We start from the raw sequence: 18,120 nt of genomic DNA on the forward strand, positions 1-18,120 counted from the left end.
TCGTCTATCGACGGATGGACCCGACCCCGCACCGAACAACCGGAACGACGAATGGGCACCGCATGAAGAACGCCCTGCTGCTTGGCTGGATATCCCTGCTGCTCTTTTCCGGGAGCCTGCAGGCGGCGCCCCTTTCCCCCGAAGAACAGGCCTTCCTCGACCGACACCCCACCGCAACCATCGCCATGATGGTCGACCACCCGCCGTTCAGCGTGATCCGGGATGGCAGCGGTGCCGGCTTCGAACACGACGTGCTGCGACTGGTCTCCGAGAAGACCGGCCTCGAGTTCAGGAAGGAGTTCGGCGTGTGGAGCGATGCCCTACCGCGCTTTCGGAGCGGGCAGGTCGACATGATCGCCAGCATCTCCTACCGCGAGGACCGCACCGGGTTCACGCTCTACACCGAGCCGTACTACACCATCCCGGTATTCGTCTTCGTGCGCGATGACTTCGGCGCCTACACGGGCATCGAGGACCTTGCCGGCAGGAAGGTCGGGGTCATCGAGGGCATCTTCTACGAGGCGGACCTGCGCCAGGCGGCCGACGTCGAGCTGCGCGGCTTCGAGACCTACCAGGAAATGACCCGCGCCCTGGTGCTGGGACAGATCGACGCCTTCGTCCAGAACCTCACCAACATCAATCAGGTCATCCAGCGTCGCGCCTACACCAACATCCGCATCGGCGGCGAGCTCAAGATCCCCGGGCTGGCCGAAGAGGACCTCCGTTTCGGCATCAACCCGGACAAGCCCGAGCTGCGCTCGATCGTGCAGAAGGGGCTGGACGAGATCACGCTGACCGAATGGGAGGCCCTGACCAGCAAATGGCTTGCCGGCCGCCAGAACGGGTTTCTCCAGGATGCACGCCTGACCGAGGAGGAACGCGCCTACCTGCGCGAGGCTGGGCCGATCGACATCTGCATCGATCCCAACTGGATGCCATTCGAGCGTTTCGACACGCACGGTGACTACGTCGGTATCAGCGCCGACTATTTCGAGCTGTTCGAAAAGACGCTCTCGACCCGCTTCCGCCCGCTGCCCACCGCGACCTGGACCGAGTCGGTGGACGCGCTCAAGGCCGGCCGGTGCGACCTGTTCAGCCTTGCCATGCGCACCCCGGAGCGGGAGAAATACCTTGAGTTCACCGACAGCTACATCGAGACCCCGCTGGTGATCGCCACCAAGGCCGACGTCGCCTTCATCACCGGCCTGGACGACCTGCAGGGACGCAAGATCGCGATCCCGGCACTGTACGCCTTCGCCGAACTGCTCAAGGACGACTACCCGGACCTCGAGCTGATCGAGGTCACCGACATCGACGGCGGACTGGACATGGTTCGTGACGGCGAGGTGTTCGGCTACATCGGCACGCTCGCAACCATCGGCTACAAGCTGCAGACCGAGTACACCGGCGAGCTGCGCATCACCGGCGATACCGGTAAGTCATGGGACATGGGCGTGGCGGTGCGCGAGGACCGCCCCGTCCTGCACGGCATCATGCAGAAGGCCGTCGCCAGTGTCACCGACGAGCAGAAGCGGGCCATCAACAACAAGTGGATCTCGGTGCGCTACGAGGAACGCATCGACTACATGCTGCTCTGGCAGGTGATCGGCTTCTTCATCGTCGTGCTGCTGGCCGGGCTGTTCGTCTACCTCCGCCAGAGCGGCCTGAAACGCCAGCTCGAGGAGGCATACCGTCGAGCCGAACGACTGGCCGTCACCGACAAGCTCACCGGGGTGTGCAACCGCCACCGGCTCGACGAGGTGCTGGGCGAGGAAGCCCGCAAGGCCGAACGCTACGGCGATGTCTTCGGCGTGGTCCTGCTCGACGTCGACCACTTCAAGCGCATCAACGACCGCTTCGGCCACCGCACCGGCGACATCGCCCTCAAGGAGTTCGTCGACGTGCTGAGAGAGAACTGCCGCCAGACCGACGTACTCGGCCGCTGGGGCGGCGAGGAATTCCTCGTCATCGTCCCGCATGCCGATCAGACGACGCTTCTTACCTTAGCCAAGAAGCTGCGCACCGCCATCGAGACCACGTCATTCAGCGAGGTCGGGCAAGTCACCACCAGTATCGGCGCGAGCCTCTATCACGACGGCGACACCCCTGACACCCTGATCAAACGCGCCGACGACGCCCTATACGAGGCCAAGAGGCAGGGGCGCAACAGCGTCGCGTTCCGATAATCAGCGCAGAGCGTGAGGACACGGGAAGCCATCACGGAACAACCGGCCGTGCCCGGTCGGGCCGCCGCCTCCGTATTCGGCTCAGCTAGGACTTGCTGACTCCGGCCGTGACGGGGTCCAGCGGATTTCCCTCCGCGTCGCGGAGCTGGTGGTCATAAGCACCCTGGAGACCGGTTTCATAGTCAGGCTCTTCCTCGGGCTCCTCGCCGATGGTGCGCGGGTACAGCGGCGACAGGATCGCGACCACCACGCCGATCGCGGCGAATATGGCAAACGCGTCGGCGTAACCGACCGCCTCGACCAGCACGCCGACCACGGGCGAACCGGCTGCCTGCCCGAGCGCGACCGCCACGAACGGCAGCACCGGCCCCAGCGACAGGTGCCCCGGCAACAGGCGGATGCCGGTCATCAGGTAGAGCCCCGTCAGGCTCATGTAGGCCAGCCCGAAGACCAGCGCGGAGAACGTCGCCAGGAACAAGTTATCAGGGCTGGCGGCAAGCAATGCCAGGCTGGTCGCGAGCATCATGAGCATCAGGGCCTGGGTGATGGGCGGGTTGTTGCGATCGGCCAAGTCGGCGACCACCGCCCCGCCGAGACCGGCGACGCCCACCGCCAGCCACAGCCAGCCGGTGGCGTTGGGCGGCAGCTCGCCCAGGGTGACCACCAGGTCCGGCGCGAAGACCCAGTAGGCGTTGGCGACGAACCCCATCAGGAAGGAGAACACCGACAGCCGCCCAAGGCGCCACCACTGCAGGCGGCTGATCGGCGGCGGTGGGGCGGCGTCCGACGGCGTGACCCGCGATACCGAGGGAATGACACGCCAGGTGGCGACGATGCCGACGACGGCCAGCAGCGCAAAGATGCCGTAGGCAAACCGCCAGGCGTCGGCCAGGAACAGCACCGCCGGCACGGAGACGGCCACGCCAATGCTGGTGCCCGCATTCATGATCGCGCTCACCCGACCGTGCATCGAGCGCTCCACCACCGCCTGCATGGCACCCGACAGCGCCGGCATCATCAGACCGGTGGCGATACCGCAGGCGAACACCCCCACGCCAAGCGACACCGCGTCAGGCGCCTGGCCGATCACCAGCAGGCCGCTGGCAGCAATCGTCCCGGAGAGCATCGCCGTGTAGCGGGACCCCATCCGGACAGCCAGAAAAGGCGCGACAAACGAGGCCAGCACGAAACTGACCAGCGGTAGCGCGCCGATCACACCGATCACCTCCGGCGAGAGTCCCAAATCCGCCTTGATCGGTGGCACGAACAGGCCGAAGGCGAAGCGCGCCAGCCCGTAGGCGATCGCGGTCAGCCCGGCACCGAACAGCGCGAACCTCATGCTCGGAGAAAACGTCATCTCTGCCCCGCCTTGCTCGTGTTGAGACTCTCGGCCCGCAGGCCGTCCGGACGCAAAAAACACAAGATTAGAGCCTAGGCGGCGATCTGGCCGGGTTCAAACGAGCGACCGGTTTGTGCGAATGGTTATCCGGTTCCGTTGTCGGGCCGCTAGCTTCGTGATCCAACCGGATTTAGGCGAAAGGGGGAGAATGCCTTGCGGCGGAGATGGAACGGTTTCGGGCGTTTGTTTCGCTCAGCGGTTTCGGTCGCACCGCACTACCTACGCCCGAGGCACTTTCTATTGCTTGTCCAATAGAAAGTCCCCAAAGACAAGGACACCCCGGCGCCTTGGCCCTTCGGGCTTCCCTCGTCACCGCCGGGTTGCGAACGGGTCGGTTCGACGCGACCTCCTGTCGCGGCGAACCTCTGGGCGGCGTCCATGCCGCCCAGACCCTGCAACCCGTCGGCAACGAGGCAAAGCGCAAGGGGCCCCAGGGAGTGCCAACTGAAAACTCCGAAACAACGAATCACTTTGACTACTTGGCTGAACGCACCGGCTTTCGCGGCCAAGGGCCGCTCCCACAACCACCAGATCCCGCGTGGGAGCGAGCCCCGCTCGCGAAACGCGCCAACAGCGCGTGCCCAGCCCTAAGCCGCACCAAACCAATTGTTCGTGGCAATGAACCGACTGAGGCGGAAGTCCCCTTCGCCCTTGCCGAGCGGCCGGGGTGACGCAGGGACGGCGCAACAAGGACGTTGCGCCGAGGTTCGCCGCGACACGACGTCGCGTCGAACCGTGCCCGTCCGCGGCAGCACGGACGGGAGGGAAGCCCGCAGGGCCAAGGCGAGGGGTGCCCTTCTCTTTGGGCCCTTTCTCTTGGGCAAGCAAGAGAAAGGGCCTCGCGCGCTTGGCAACGAAGCCCAACCGAGTAGCTCAGCAAATCAAGCGTGCGAAGTCTTAGTTATTCAAAAAAGTTCTCCCGCTCTTTTCAGGGCTAGGCCACCCCATCCGTTAGGGACGAGTTCCGCTACACTTTTGAAAGTGCGGATTCCAAAAGTGCCTTCTTTCTCTTCCGGTCAATCTCCGGGTCTTCTTTTTGGAGATACTCAACTGCGGACAAGTCATCGCCACGTTTTCTGTTTTGGCGCGGTTCTAATGCTTCAATAAGCACCGCTTCCATAGCAGGCACGATCTTTTTCGCGACATAGCTGTCCGGAAGACCGCAAAGATCCCCTTTGTCAGAGACAGGGAGCAATCCAAACCAAGAAAACCTGTCCCACCTTGTGGACAGACGATCGGCAGTGTGCTCATACAGGCGTTTGCCCAAAGGTCTATCGGTTGACCTCCCGACGTAAATAATTTCTCTGCCGTCGTAAAGGAGATAAATGCCGACCTGATCGCAAAAATTTACCGCCTCTGCTCCAATCTGCTGCATCCCTAGAATTCTTGGACGTGCGCCCCAATCAACGTAGTCCCGCCGCCAGTACATTCCGAAGGACGAAATTATGTCGTATTGGCTTTCAGAACCGTTCTCATCATCAAACTGCCCTTTCACTGGCACCGGCTTGTCACTGGAGCCATCCTTCTCACGAAGCATAAACTCTCCCCGGCCAACCTTTTGGAAGGGGGAGTTCTCGCCGTCCTTGCTGATTGAAGAGGTTAAATTTGCACTCACTGTCGCCGGCGGCGTAGCCCCGACATTGGTCCTCAGGCCTCGGCTAACAATTTCGTCAGCGATATCTTTGTAGTGCATTGCGCCGCCAGTGTCTTTCAGCACTTTTTCTATGGCCTTCCGCCAAGTCAATTCTTTCGGCACACCATCTCCTTTCGAATAGGCTCGACTACCTGCAATTAAACATACCTAAAAGGAGGGATAAGAGCCCTTCACCTTACCCCTCAATTCTGACCACTGGCATCTGCACCACCAAACAACTCGTCAATCAATGGCTCGATCTTGCTGCGTGTCGGACCGAACTTGTCCATCCGGCCGCCGCCGTTGCGGGCGTCGTACGTGGCTCGACCTTCAAGACCCTCGCGGTCGTAGACCTGGATATCGGCATAGGAGAGGTACATCGCCATATCCCAGCGCCAGTTGGCGGTGTATTCGAGGAAGTGCGAGCAGTCCGCCGGGCGTTCTCCGGAATAGACCTCGGTGGTCAGGCCGTGCGCCTCGATCAGTTCGCACATGGTCGGCTCGAACCCGTCCATGAGCACGGCGGGGTTGGTTTCTACGCAGACGCGCTCGATATTCGCGTCCGTTACCGGCTGGACGGACTGCGTGATGGAGCAGCCCATCAGTCCCAACGTCATCCCTGCAGCCGCGGCCGCTTTCACTACTGGCGACATACGCCCTCCTTGCTTGTCATGGGTCGCACAAAAAATGATCAGCATGCGGCTGACCATATTTTTGCAGCCCAGTCTCGCACGTTCACCCGACCGCCGATAGCTATCACTCGGGATACATCAGCCATGAGCAAGAGAAATCAGGGCATGAGGAACTGCGCGCGCAAGCGATTACGTCTGCAACCTTGCATGCAGTCGCCCACCAAGCCAGGCGCAAGGTAACGCGGCGACAGCGAGGCCGAAGTAGTACCAACCCGGACCGAAGAACTGCAGGGGCAACAGAACGGCCGCGGCAACGGCAAAAATCACGGCCTCGACGACGCCCAGGACGAGCGCATGAGCCATTGGATGCGAAGGCGCCACCCTCGCAGCGAGATAGCCACCCAGGACGACGACAACGGACCGATAGATGAGCGCAGCCGCCGGGTCACCATGCGGCAACCACCCGACTATGCGCACAAGCTGGTTGGTGCCCAATGACAACACCTGAACCACAACCAGTCCCAAGACAACCGCTAGCACACTGAGCAGCCGGTGGCGCAACCGGGAATGGCCACTCATCACTTCCCGGCCTTGGGACGACAAAAGCCCGGGCTCGCACCCAGGCTTTTCCTGAACAAAACATCGGCCGGCATGACGTGGCCGAGTCAGTCCTGTTTCGGCCCCACCCAGACCTGCTGGGCGTTGACGAACATCTTGATGCCGTGCGGACCGAGCTCGCGGCCGTATCCCGAGCGCTTGATGCCACCGCTGGGCAGGCGCGGGTCGGTCTTGACGATGCCGTTGATGGAGACCTGGCCGGCCTCGACATCACGGGCCATGTGGATGGCCTTGGGCACGCCGCTGGTCCAGATGGCCGCACCCAGCCCGTACTTGGTGCTGTTGGCCTTCTCGAGTGCTTCGTCGGCGTCACGCGCGGAGATGGCGACGGCGATCGGGCCGAAGGTTTCCTCGCAGAAGGCGACCATGGAGTCGTCCACGTCGGCCAGCAGGGTGACCGGGTAGAAGAAGCCGTCGCCCTCGGGCATCTCGCCGCCGAGCAGGCAGCGGGCGCCCGCCTCGACCGAGGCCTGCACCTGCCGATGCAGCCCCTCGCGCAATTCGTCTCGAGCGATCGGCCCGACATCGGTGGCCTCCTCGCGCGGGTCGCCCATGGTCAGCCGCTCGAGGCGGACCTTCATCATGTCGAGGAACTGCTCGTAGACGGACTCCTCGATGATGATGCGCTTGGCCGCGATGCACGATTGGCCGGCATTGATGATCCGCGAGAGCACCACCGTGTCGGCGGCGGCCTCGAGATCGGCATCCGCCAGCACGATCACCGGGTCCGAGCCGCCCAGTTCGAGCACTGCCGGCTTGATCTGGCGGGCCGCGGTGGCCGCGACAATCGAACCGGCACGGTCCGAGCCGGTGAACGAGACGGCACGCACGCACTCGGTCTCGATCGCGCCCTGGATGTCCTCGGTTTCCAGCGGCAGGTTCTGGAACACGCCCTGCGGGAAACCGGCCTTCTCGAAGGATTCCGCGATGCCCGCCGCGCAGGCCGGCACGTGGGCATCGTGCTTCATCACGCAGGTGTTGCCGGCCATCAGCGCCGGGGCGGCAAAACGAAAGGCCAGCCAGAACGGCGCGTTCCACGGCAGGATGCCCAGCACCGTGCCGATCGGAAGGTACTGCACGTAGCTGACCGTGGCATCCGAGCTGATCATTTCCGGCTCGAGATACTTCTCGGCGTGCCGGGCGTAGTGCTCGGCGCACCAGGCCGCCTTGTCCACCTCGCCGCGCGCCTCGCGGATCGGCTTGCCCATCTCGTCGGTCATCAGCAGGGCCAGGCGCTCGCGGTCGTCGCGCATCACCTTGGCCACGCGCCTCAGCAGATCGGCGCGCTCCTCGAAGCTGGTCTTGCGCCAGTCGCGATAGGCCGCCTCACTACGCTCGAGCACCGTATCGCGCTGGGCCGGATCCATGACCGGAAATTCATGCAGTTTCTGGCCGTTGGTCGGGTTGATGACGGTCTGGGTCATGAGGCGCGGGTCTCCTTGGAGTGCTTCTGCTCCGGCTTGGTCTTCGAATCGGACTCGGGCTTCGCCTTCTTGCTGCCGGCATCCGCGTTGAGCAGTTCGATCTTCGGCTCGTCGGGGATCTCGCGCTTGGCCTCTTCGCGCTTGACGGTGAAGTCCTGCGGCATGTCGAAGAACGACTCGCAGCCATCCTTGGTGATGTAGATGGTGTCGGAGATGCCGCAGGTCTTGTCACCGTCCACGCCCCAGGCCCAGGGGATGATGTGGAAGGTCATGCCCTCGCGCAGGATGGTCTTGTCACCGTGCATCAGGCTGAGGATGTAGCCCTCGTCCCAGCTGGGCGGGAAGGCGATGCCGATGGAATAGCCCGAGCGGGTGATCAGCTTCCCGTGGGCATCGTCGACCGTCATGATCGAGCGGACCAGGTTGTCTGCATCCGAGACGGTGACTCCCGGGCGGATCAGCGCCTTGACCCGTTCGAGCGCCTCCTTCATCCGCTCCTGCGCCTTCCACATCAGCTCGGTGGGCTCGCCGAGCACGGCAGTGCGCATCATCGCGGTGTGATAGCGGCGGTAGCAGCCGGCGACCTCGAGGAAGACGTGCTCGCCCGGCTTGACCACGCGGCCCTCCCAGGTGGCGTGGCCGATCATGGTGCGCGGCCCGGAGGTCACGTAGGGCATCACCGCCGGGGGTTCACCGCCGGCGCGGAACATGCCGGCACTGATCTCCGCGCCGATCTCGTTCTCGGTCACGCCGGCCTTGCAGGCCTCGAGGCCCGCCTTCATGCCCGCTTCGGTGGCGATGGCCGCGCGGCGCATGATCTCGAACTCGTGCTTGGACTTGGTCCGGCGACCACACTCGACGATGCCGAAGCAGTCCAAGAGCTTCGCCCCGGTCAGCGTGGTGTGCAGCGCATCCTGCTGGTAGGCCGGGAAGAAGTAGCTGTTGCGCTCGTAGCCGATGTACTTGTTCGCCAGGCCGAACTCCTTGAGAGAGGAGACCAGCATCTGGATGGCATCACCCGTGTCCGGGTACGGCCGGGTGATCTCCACCCAGGTCCGCGCGTGGACATTGGACTCCTCCATGGTGCGGGTGATCATGAATGGCTCGTCGTCGAGCGGCACCACCAGTGCCTGGAAGAACGAGTACCCCGTCGTCTGGTAGTCGGTGAGGTACATCAGGTTCTCGGGGTCGGTGATGATCACCGCGTCGAGCAGCCGTTCGGCCATGCGCATGCGCAGCTCGCCGAGCCGGCGCTCGTATTCCTCCATCGGGAATGTCATGTCGTCACGTTGGCGCATGGGTCAGCCCTCCACCTGTGCATCGACGGCCTGCTCGAACAGGTCGAGCCCCTCGGCAAGGTCGTCATCGGGAATGGTCAGCGGCGGGATCAACTTGATCACCTGGCCGCGCGACCCGCAGACCGCCGCCAGCAGGCCACGGTCGAAACATTCGCGCGCGATGCGCTTGGATAGATCGCCGTCGATGAAGTCGATCGCCTGCATCATGCCGCGGCCGCGCACGGCGAAGCGCGGGTACTTCTCGGCGATCTTCTCCAGGCGCTTCTTGATCACCTCGCCCTTGCGGCGGGTCTCGTCCATGAACGCCGGGTCGTCGAAGTAACCCAGCGCCACGGTGCCGGCGATGAACGACAGGTCCTGGCCGCGGAAGGTGCCGGTGTGCTCGCCCGGCGCCCAGTGCTTGTCGTGCTCGGGCTTGTTGAGGTTCATCGCCATCGGCGTGCCGAAGCCGCCGATACCCTTGGCCAGCGTGACGATGTCCGGGTCGAGGTCCATCTCCTCGAAGGAGAAGTACGGACCGGTCCGGCCACAGCCGACCTGGATGTCGTCGACGATAAACAGCGCGCCGAGATCATGGGCGAGATCCTGGACGCCCTTGAGCCACTCCTCCGAGGCGACGCGCACGCCACCCTCGGCCTGAATGGTCTCGACCAGGAACGCCGCGGGCTTGGGCAGCCCCGAGGACGGGTCGTCGTACAGATCGCGCATGCGTTCGAGCGAGGCCATGCCGCAGCCGAGCTGGCAGTTCGGGCAGGGGGTCTCGCAGCCGAAGGCCTGGTGGACGACGTTGTTCAGCGGCACGCCGGCGGCGTTGCGGAAGTGGGCGTTGGTGGTCGCGGCCAGCGCACCGAGCGTCATGCCGTGGAAGGCATGGTGGAAGGAAACCACCTGCTCGCGGCCGGTGACGCGACGGGCCAGCTTGAGCGCGGCCTCGACGGCATTCGTGCCGGTCGGGCCGACGAACTGCAGCCGATAGTCCATGTCGCGCGGCTTGAGGATGGTATCGACGAACTTGGTGATGAAGGCCCGCTTGGCGCTGGTGTACATGTCCAGGCTGTGGGCGACGCCATCGTTCTGGATGTAGTCGATGATGGCGTCCTTCATCTTCGGGTCGTTGTGCCCGAAATTGAGCACCCCGGCGCCGGCGTAGAAATCGATGTAACTACGGCCCTGCTCGTCGGTCTGGCGGGCATTGCTCGCCGAATGGAAGACCGTGGGCGCCGCGCGGCAGTACGCGCGGATTTCGGATTCCCACTGCTCGAACGCCTGCATGTGCATTGGCCATTCTCCCCTGGTTGCAGATGGTGTCGTCCCGCCGCCTCGCAGCGGGGCGCCCGGCCGGTTTCCCGGCGTGTCAGTCACAGACCTTGCAAGAGACAGGCCTGCCCGTTTGACGTTCAGCCCGCGGCGTCGATCGGCAGCCCGACGATGTCGGCGAAGAGCCGCCCCACCGGGTCGATCAGCCGGTCGTTGAAGTCATAGCGCGGGTTGTGACAGGGCCAGTGATGGCCCTCGCCGTCGTCGGCGCCGATCAGAGCGAAGGCGCCCGGCACCTCCCGAAGGTAGTAGCTGAAATCCTCGGACGCCATGATCGGCACCGGCAGCGCGTCATCGCGCCAATCGGCACCCAGCACGCGCGCCAATGCACCACGATAGTGCGCGGCGGCCTCGGGGTGGTTGACGGTGGCGTGATAGCGGGGAGTGAAGGTGACCCGGGCCTCGACGCCGTAAGCGGCAGCCGTGTCGCGGACGACCTGCTCGAGATGCTCGGCGACGGCGTCGCGCTCCTCGGTGCTGCCCACGCGCACCGAACCGGCCAGCCGGGCGGTGTCGGGGATGGCGGTAATCGCGCCACCGGCCTCGAAGGTTGTCACGCTGACCACCGCGCTCGCCTGAGGCGCGATCCGGCGCGAGACGATCTGCTGGATCGACTGCACCACGGCCGAGCCGGCCAGCACCGGATCACGGCAGATCTCCGGCTGGCTGGCGTGCCCGCCGCTGCCCTTGAGCCGGATCTCGAAGATGCCGTTCGCACCCATCACCGGGCCGTCCGGGCAGACCGCCTTGCCATACGGGATCGCCGGCCAGTTGTGCCAGCCGAAGACCCAGTCGACGCCCTTGAGCGCCCCGTCAGCGATCATCTCGCGCGCACCGTGACCGCCTTCCTCGGCCGGCTGGAACAGCAGGGTCACCGGACCGGGAAGCTCGTCCTCGCAGGTCTTGAGCCAGCGACCCACCGCCAGCAGGGTGGCGGTATGCCCGTCGTGTCCGCAGGCATGCATGATGCCCGGCGTGCCGGAGGACCAGTCCTTGCCGCTGATCTCGTCGATCGGCAGTGCGTCGATATCGGCGCGCAGGGCGATGTGCCGGCCGGTCGCCTCGGGAGCAAGGTGGGCAACCGTGCCGGTGCCGGCACAGGCACGCCAGGGGATGCCGAGGTGATCGAGTTCCGTGCGGATAGTGCCGGCCGTGGCGTGCTCCTGCCAGGTCAGCTCCGGGGACTGGTGCAGGCGACGGCGGAAGGCCGTGGCCTGGTCGGCGATGTCGTTCCAGATCGAGAGCACCGCGGGCCTCCTGTGGGCGCCGGCCGCAGCCGGGCACCAAAGCGGGTCGGAGAGAGTCGGGCGGCGGCCGCCCGATGATTCGAGCTAATCACAGGTCCGCCACCAGGCGCAACCGCTGTCGTGGCGGCGCCGCGCGGCCGGATGGCAGTCGGGGGTTGAGAAACTTCCGAGACGTCCCAAGGTCTCCGAACAACGAACAATTTCTCTGATACATTCCCAAGCCACGCTTATTTACCTGATCGGGGGAGCATTCAATGCTGTTCGAAGCGTTCGAAGAGAAAGGCCTGTCGCAGATGAGCTACGCGATCGGCTGCCAGCAGAGCAATGAGCTGGCGATCGTCGATCCGCGACGCGACATCGACTTCTACATCGATTTCGCTGCCGAGGAAGGCTTCGTGATCCGTCACGTGCTCGATACGCACATCCACGCCGATTTCGCCTCGGGCGCCCGCGAACTGGCCGAGGCCACCGGCGCGAAGCTGCACCTGTCGGGCTATGACGACAACGAGGACTACGAGGTGGCCTTCGACCACCTGCCGATGCGCGAGGGCGACTCGGTGCAGATGGGCAACGTGCGCCTCGAGGCACTGCACACCCCGGGGCACACCCCCGAGCACCTCACCTTCCTGGTCTTTGATGGCGCGCGCTCGCCGGACGTGCCGGTGGTCGCCCTGACCGGCGACTTCCTGTTCGTCGGCAGCCTCGGGCGCCCGGACCTGCTCGGCGAGGAAGCCACCCGCGGCATGGCCCGCCAGGCCTTCCACAGCGTGCGCGAGAAACTCAAGGACCTGCCGGACGGGCTGGAGATCCGCCCGGGTCACGGCGCCGGCTCCGCCTGCGGTGGCGGCATGGCCGGGCGCACCGTCTCGACGCTCGGTTACGAGCGCGTCGCCAACCCGTTGCTCGACCCGGACCTGTCCGAGGACGAGTTCGTCGAGCTGCTGCTGGGCAACCTGCCGCCGGCACCGGACTTCTACCCCCGCAACAAGGTCACCAACTCCGAGGGGCCGAAGCCGGTGCAGGGCATGGTCGATCTGTTGCCCGAGGAGATCGAGGCGTTCGACATCGACGACCTCAAGGCGCAGATGGACAACGGCGCGGCGATCATCGACATCCGTGATCGGCTGGCCTTCAACGCCGCACACATCAAGGGCTCGCTGGGCATCGAGTTCGGCGACAACCTTTCCACCTGGGCCGGCTGGGTCGCCCCGCCGGACAAGCCGCTGATTCTGGTCGACCACGACGGCGACGACGAGCTGATCAGCGATGCCATCCGCGCGCTGGTCCGCGTCGGCCAGGACAAGGTGGTCGGCTTCCTCGACGGCGGCTTCGATGCCTGGCTCACGGCCGGCGAGCCGTTCGCCAACATTCCGCTGGTTGACGCCGAGACGGCCAAGAACGACCTCGACCACGACCGCCGCGCGCTGTGGGATAACCGTGAGCAAAACGAATGGGACGACGGCCATGCCCTCGGCGCCCACCACATGCCCGCGCATGACGTGCGCGGCGGCATCGACGGCGTGGCCAAGGACGAACCGGTCACGCTGGTCTGCGGCTCGGGCATGCGTTCGACCGTCGCGGCAAGCCTCTTGCTGCGCGAAGGCTATACCGACATCGCCAACCTGATGGGTGGCATGAGCGCCTGGGAAGAGGCCGGCCTGCCGGTGGTCGCCAAGGACTGATCACTCGCCAGCCCGGAACGACAAAACCCCGCTCGGTCGAGCGGGGTTTTTTGTGCCAGCCTCCCAAACAACAAACCCCGTCCGAAGACGGGGTTGCCTGATTCGATCGAGCCCAGCAGGGCTTAGAACGGAATATCGTCCTCGCCGAAGCCGTCGTCGATCGACTTGGCCGGGCGCTGGTCCTGGCTCGGCGGCGGGGGCGGCGCGCCGTAGTCGGACTGGCCGCCAGCATAGCCTGCACCGGCGCCAGCACCGGCCGCGGCAGCACCACCGCCGTAACCGCCACCACCGTAGCCACCCTGGCTGGCCTGGCCGCCGCCGTAACCGCCCTGGCCGCCACCGGCGCCCGGACGGCCACCGAGCATCTGCATCTCGTTGGCGACGATCTCGGTGGTGAAACGGTCCTGGCCGTCCTGACCCTGCCACTTGCGGGTCTGCAGCCGGCCCTCGATGTAGACCTGGCTGCCCTTCTTCAGGTACTCGCCGGCGATCTCGGCGAGCTTGCCGAAGAAGACGATGCGGTGCCACTCGGTGTTCTCGCGGTTCTCGCCGGTGTTCTTGTCGCGCCACTGCTCGGAGGTGGCCACGCGGATGTTCGTCACCTGGCCGCCGGACGGCAGGTAGCGGACGTCCGGGTCGACCCCGAGATTGCCGATGATGATTGCCTTGTTCACACCGCGGCTCGCCATATTCACACTCCTTCTGGTTCCTGCCGGACCGGTCGAGTCGCCGGCCAAACCATCACTATAAAGCATCCGGGAAGAGGGGCACCAATCGCCGGCGCGATTCGCCTAACCGCTTGGCGGGTCAGCGAGATCGACGCCCTTTCGACTACAATGTCCGGTTCCGCGCGCGACTGGGGGCAGGGCCTTCCGGCCGCGCGCGATGTCCATTCAATCGAGCGACACCCGCACACCATGGCCGATCCGTTCATCCGCATTCGCGGCGCACGCACGCACAATCTCAAGAACATCGATGTCGACCTGCCACGCGAGAAGCTGATCGTCTTCACCGGCCTGTCCGGCTCGGGCAAGTCGTCGCTCGCCTTCGACACGATTTTCGCCGAGGGCCAGCGACGCTACGTCGAGTCGCTGTCGGCCTACGCGCGCCAGTTCCTGTCGATGATGGACAAGCCGGACGTCGACACCATCGAGGGGCTGTCGCCGGCGATCTCGATCGAGCAGAAGACCACCTCGCACAACCCGCGCTCGACGGTGGGCACGGTCACCGAGATATACGACTACCTGCGCCTGCTGTACGCCCGCGCCGGCATCCCGCGCTGCCCGGAGCACGACATCGACCTGACCGCGCAGACGGTCTCGCAGATGGTCGACCACGTGATGGACCTGCCCGAGGGCTCGAAGTGGCTGCTGCTCGCGCCGGTGATCGAGAACCGCAAGGGCGAGCACCACAAGCTGTTCCAGGAATGGCAGGCGCAGGGTTTCCTGCGGGTGCGCATCAACGGCGAGGTCTACGAGATCGACGAGGTCCCGAACCTCGATCCCAAGACCAAGAACACCATCGAGGTCGTGGTCGACCGCTTCAAGGTGCGCGACGACCTGCAACTGCGACTGGCGGAATCGTTCGAGACCGCGCTGCGGCTGGCCGACGGCCAGGCGATGGTGGTGTCGATGGATTCCGACGAGGAGCATGTCTTCTCCTCGCGCCACGCCTGCCCCAAGTGCGGCTACTCGCTGGGCGAGCTCGAGCCGCGGCTGTTCTCCTTCAACAATCCGGTCGGCGCCTGCCCGAGCTGCGACGGCCTGGGCGTGAAGCAGTTCTTCGACCCGCAGAAGGTGATCATCAACCCCGAGCTGTCGCTGGCCGCAGGTGCGGTGCGCGGCTGGGACCGTCGCAACGCCTACTACCACGCGCTGCTCTCCTCGCTGGCGAGTCACTACGACTTCGATCTGGAGACGCCGTGGGAGGAGCTGCCCGAAGATCTGCGCGAGATCATCCTGCGTGGTTCGGGCAAGGAGAAGATCGCCTTCACCTACATCGGCCCGCGCGGGCGCGCCAAGGAGCGCACCCATCCCTGGGAAGGGGTGCTGCCCAACATGGAACGCCGTTACCGCGAGACCGAGTCGCAGGCGGTGCGCGAGGAGCTGGCGCGCTATATCTCCGAGAGTGACTGCCCGAGCTGCCACGGCACGCGCCTGAACCGCGCCGCACGGCACGTGTTCATCGACGGTTACAACCTGCCGACGGTGACCCGCTGGTCGATCGGCCACTCGGCCGGCTTCTTCGACGAGCTGGAACTCGAGGGGGCGCGCGGCGAGATCGCCACGCCAATCGTCCGCGAGATCCGCTCGCGGCTGAAATTCCTCAACGACGTCGGCCTGAACTATCTGTCACTCGACCGTAGCGCCGAGACGCTCTCCGGCGGCGAGGCACAGCGCATCCGGCTGGCGAGCCAGATCGGCTCGGGGCTGGTGGGTGTGTCCTACATCCTCGACGAGCCGTCGATCGGCCTGCACCAGCGCGACAACGATCGCCTGCTGGGCACGCTTACCCACCTGCGCAACCTCGGCAACACCGTGATCGTGGTCGAGCACGACGAAGACGCGATCCGCGCGGCGGACTTCGTGCTGGACATCGGCCCGGGCGCCGGGGCGCACGGCGGCCAGGTGGTCGCCCAGGGCACGCCCAAGCAGATCGAGGCGAACAAGGATTCGCTCACCGGCCAGTATCTCTCCGGCAAGCGCGAGATCACGGTGCCGGAACGCAATCGCGCCGATGCCGAGCAGATGCTGACGCTCGAGGGCGCGACCGGCCACAACCTGCAGGGCGACCCGCTTCACATCCCGCTGGGGCTGTTCACCTGCGTCACCGGCGTGTCCGGCTCGGGCAAGTCGACGCTGATCAACGACACCCTGTTCAAGATCTGCGCGCACCAGCTAAACCGCGCCAGCGCGACCGCCTCTCCCTACAAGAACATTCACGGCATCGAACAGCTCGACAAGGTGATCGACATCGACCAGTCGCCGATCGGTCGCACGCCGCGCTCGAACCCGGCAACCTACACCGGGCTGTTCACCACCATCCGCGAGCTGTTCGCCGGCACCCAGGAGGCCCGCTCGCGCGGCTACACGCCGGGGAGGTTCTCCTTCAACGTCAAGGGCGGGCGCTGCGAGGCCTGCCAGGGCGACGGGGTGATCAAGGTCGAGATGCACTTCCTGCCGGACGTGTACGTGCCCTGCGACGTCTGTGGCGGGGCGCGCTACAACCGCGAGACGCTCGACATCCGCTACAAGGGAAAGACCATCACCGACGTGCTGGAGATGACCATCGAGGAGGCGGCCGAGTTCTTCGAGGCCGTGCCCAGCCTGTACCGCAAGCTGACCACCCTGATGGACGTGGGACTCGGCTACGTGAAGCTGGGGCAGAACGCCACCACGCTTTCCGGCGGCGAGGCCCAACGGGTGAAACTGTCGCGCGAGCTGGCCAAGCGCGACACCGGGCACACCCTATACATCCTCGACGAGCCGACCACCGGCCTGCACTTCGAGGACGTCGCCCAGCTGCTCAAGGTGCTCTACCGCCTGCGCGACCACGGCAACACCGTGATCGTGATCGAGCACAACCTCGACGTGATCAAGACGGCCGACTGGATCGTCGACCTCGGCCCCGAGGGCGGCTCCGGCGGCGGGCAGATCATCGCCTCGGGCACCCCGGAGCAGGTCGCCGAGGTCAAAGGCTCGCACACCGGGCACTACCTCAAGCGGATGCTGGCGCCGGCCAAGGCGTAAGAGGACGCACCCGGCGCCACCCTACTCCAGCGTGCGCTGCAGGCTCTCGAGCACGTCGCGCGCGCCTTCCTTGGTCTTGTCGATCACGTCCGAGGTGACGTCCTTGGTGGCCTGCCAGGCGCTGGAGGCGCCGGACTTGGTGCTCTCCCAGACGTTGGCGGCGGCCTGCTTGGTCTCGACCCACCAGTCGTTGTCGACGCGCGGGTAGTCACGCACCACGTCCACCTCGTCCTGCAGGAACACCGCATAGGAGACCCGGTCGAGACGATTGCCGGCACGGGTGGCCACGGAGAACTGGTCCACTTCGACGAAACGCTTCGCATCGTTCTCGAAGCCCTCGAGATCGTCGTCGAGCTCGATCACGAGCCCGTGAACCTTCATGTTCTCGGCGACCAGCACGTCGTCGACCTCGCCCGCCTCGCGATTGTCCTCGGCGGCGAGGTAAACCGTCGAGCCAATCAGGCCGTCCATTGAATAGAGCCCCTCGGGCGGCTCGGCCTGGACGGGCTGGAAGAGCGCCACGGCAATAGTGCCGGCCAATACGGTTTTTGTTCGAGTCATAGGATCGCTCCCGCTTGATTGTCAGTTGTCTGCGGCACACTCGACACAGCGCGTAACGCTGGCATCGCTCTGGAGCCGGCGAAACGGAATGGGCTCCCCGCAGACGAAACAGTCGCCGTACTCGTCGTTTTCCATCCGCCGAAGCGCCCCTTCGACGCGGGCGAGTTCACGCTCCCAGCGCGCACGGAGCGCCCGAGCCATTTCCCGGACCTGCGCCGAATCGGCGCGCGACAGCTGACTCTCCTTGCTCTGACACGCGCTGTCGATCTCCACGCGCTCGGTGGACTCGTCGTCGCCACTCAGCAGCTCTCGCAGCGCCTCACGGCTTTCGAGCAGCTGATCGTGAAGCGCCTGACGCTGCGCATCATCCATCG

At 65.2% G+C, this 18,120-nt stretch carries 14 protein-coding genes; 3 read left to right on the top strand and 11 right to left on the bottom strand.

Translation table 11 applies throughout. The annotated features are described in order from the left end of the window. The first annotated feature begins 62 nt into the window (after positions 1-62). Positions 63-2,186 carry a transporter substrate-binding domain-containing diguanylate cyclase gene (locus LV476_RS07915; protein WP_250075042.1) on the top strand — a complete coding sequence of 708 codons (2,124 nt, stop codon included), beginning with the start codon at positions 63-65 and terminating at the stop codon, positions 2,184-2,186. A gap of 85 nt (positions 2,187-2,271) precedes the next feature. On the opposite strand, the gene LV476_RS07920 is transcribed toward LV476_RS07915, so the two are convergent. The 8 genes from LV476_RS07920 to doeB2 all read right to left on the bottom strand — a co-directional run bounded on the left by LV476_RS07920 (position 2,272) and on the right by doeB2 (position 11,754). Next, positions 2,272-3,543, bottom strand: a complete 1,272-nt coding sequence (locus LV476_RS07920; protein WP_250075043.1) for an MFS transporter — start codon at positions 3,541-3,543, stop codon at positions 2,272-2,274. A gap of 1,009 nt (positions 3,544-4,552) precedes the next feature. Continuing rightward, entirely contained in the window at positions 4,553-5,341 is a 789-nt protein-coding gene (locus LV476_RS07925; protein ID WP_250075044.1) for an HTH domain-containing protein, read from the bottom strand. A gap of 80 nt (positions 5,342-5,421) precedes the next feature. After that, the gene (locus tag LV476_RS07930; RefSeq protein WP_250075045.1) at positions 5,422-5,916 is read right to left on the bottom strand and encodes an Sbal_3080 family lipoprotein; all 495 of its coding nucleotides are present in this window, start codon (positions 5,914-5,916) and stop codon (positions 5,422-5,424) included. A 123-nt stretch (positions 5,917-6,039) separates the two neighbouring features. After that, the gene (locus tag LV476_RS07935; RefSeq protein ID WP_250075046.1) at positions 6,040-6,429 is read right to left on the bottom strand and encodes a hypothetical protein; all 390 of its coding nucleotides are present in this window, start codon (positions 6,427-6,429) and stop codon (positions 6,040-6,042) included. Between the two features lie 86 nt (positions 6,430-6,515). Then, positions 6,516-7,892, bottom strand: a complete 1,377-nt coding sequence (locus LV476_RS07940) for an NAD-dependent succinate-semialdehyde dehydrogenase (RefSeq protein WP_250075047.1) — start codon at positions 7,890-7,892, stop codon at positions 6,516-6,518. After that, positions 7,889-9,190, bottom strand: coding sequence for an ectoine hydrolase (doeA, locus tag LV476_RS07945; protein WP_250075048.1), 1,302 nt, complete (start codon positions 9,188-9,190; stop codon positions 7,889-7,891). The genes LV476_RS07940 and doeA overlap by 4 nt, the downstream gene beginning before the upstream one ends. Positions 9,191-9,193: 3 nt before the next feature. Beyond that, positions 9,194-10,468 carry an aspartate aminotransferase family protein gene (locus tag LV476_RS07950; protein ID WP_250075050.1) on the bottom strand — a complete coding sequence of 425 codons (1,275 nt, stop codon included), beginning with the start codon at positions 10,466-10,468 and terminating at the stop codon, positions 9,194-9,196. 119 nt (positions 10,469-10,587) lie between these two features. After that, complete coding sequence (gene doeB2, locus LV476_RS07955) at positions 10,588-11,754, bottom strand: N(2)-acetyl-L-2,4-diaminobutanoate deacetylase DoeB2 (RefSeq protein WP_250075052.1); 1,167 nt, start codon at positions 11,752-11,754, stop codon at positions 10,588-10,590. A 254-nt stretch (positions 11,755-12,008) separates the two neighbouring features. On the opposite strand from doeB2, the gene LV476_RS07960 reads away from it, so the two are divergent. Continuing rightward, on the top strand, positions 12,009-13,436 hold the full coding sequence (locus LV476_RS07960) for an MBL fold metallo-hydrolase (RefSeq protein ID WP_250075054.1): 1,428 nt from the start codon (positions 12,009-12,011) through the stop codon (positions 13,434-13,436). A 122-nt stretch (positions 13,437-13,558) separates the two neighbouring features. Here the strand turns inward: LV476_RS07960 and ssb are convergent, their stop codons facing one another. After that, positions 13,559-14,125 carry a single-stranded DNA-binding protein gene (gene ssb / locus LV476_RS07965; RefSeq protein WP_250075056.1) on the bottom strand — a complete coding sequence of 189 codons (567 nt, stop codon included), beginning with the start codon at positions 14,123-14,125 and terminating at the stop codon, positions 13,559-13,561. A 228-nt stretch (positions 14,126-14,353) separates the two neighbouring features. On the opposite strand from ssb, the gene uvrA reads away from it, so the two are divergent. Continuing rightward, a complete protein-coding gene (gene uvrA / locus LV476_RS07970) occupies positions 14,354-17,185 on the top strand; it encodes an excinuclease ABC subunit UvrA (protein ID WP_250076298.1) in 2,832 nt (943 codons plus the stop codon). Positions 17,186-17,206: 21 nt separating this feature from the next. Here the strand turns inward: uvrA and LV476_RS07975 are convergent, their stop codons facing one another. Further along, entirely contained in the window at positions 17,207-17,746 is a 540-nt protein-coding gene (locus tag LV476_RS07975) for a hypothetical protein (protein WP_250075059.1), read from the bottom strand. Positions 17,747-17,767: 21 nt separating this feature from the next. After that, entirely contained in the window at positions 17,768-18,118 is a 351-nt protein-coding gene (locus LV476_RS07980; RefSeq protein ID WP_250075060.1) for a TraR/DksA family transcriptional regulator, read from the bottom strand. Positions 18,119-18,120: the final 2 nt, after the last annotated feature.

This window comes from Guyparkeria hydrothermalis (genome assembly GCF_023555385.1).
Taxonomy (GTDB): domain Bacteria; phylum Pseudomonadota; class Gammaproteobacteria; order Halothiobacillales; family Halothiobacillaceae; genus Guyparkeria; species Guyparkeria hydrothermalis_A.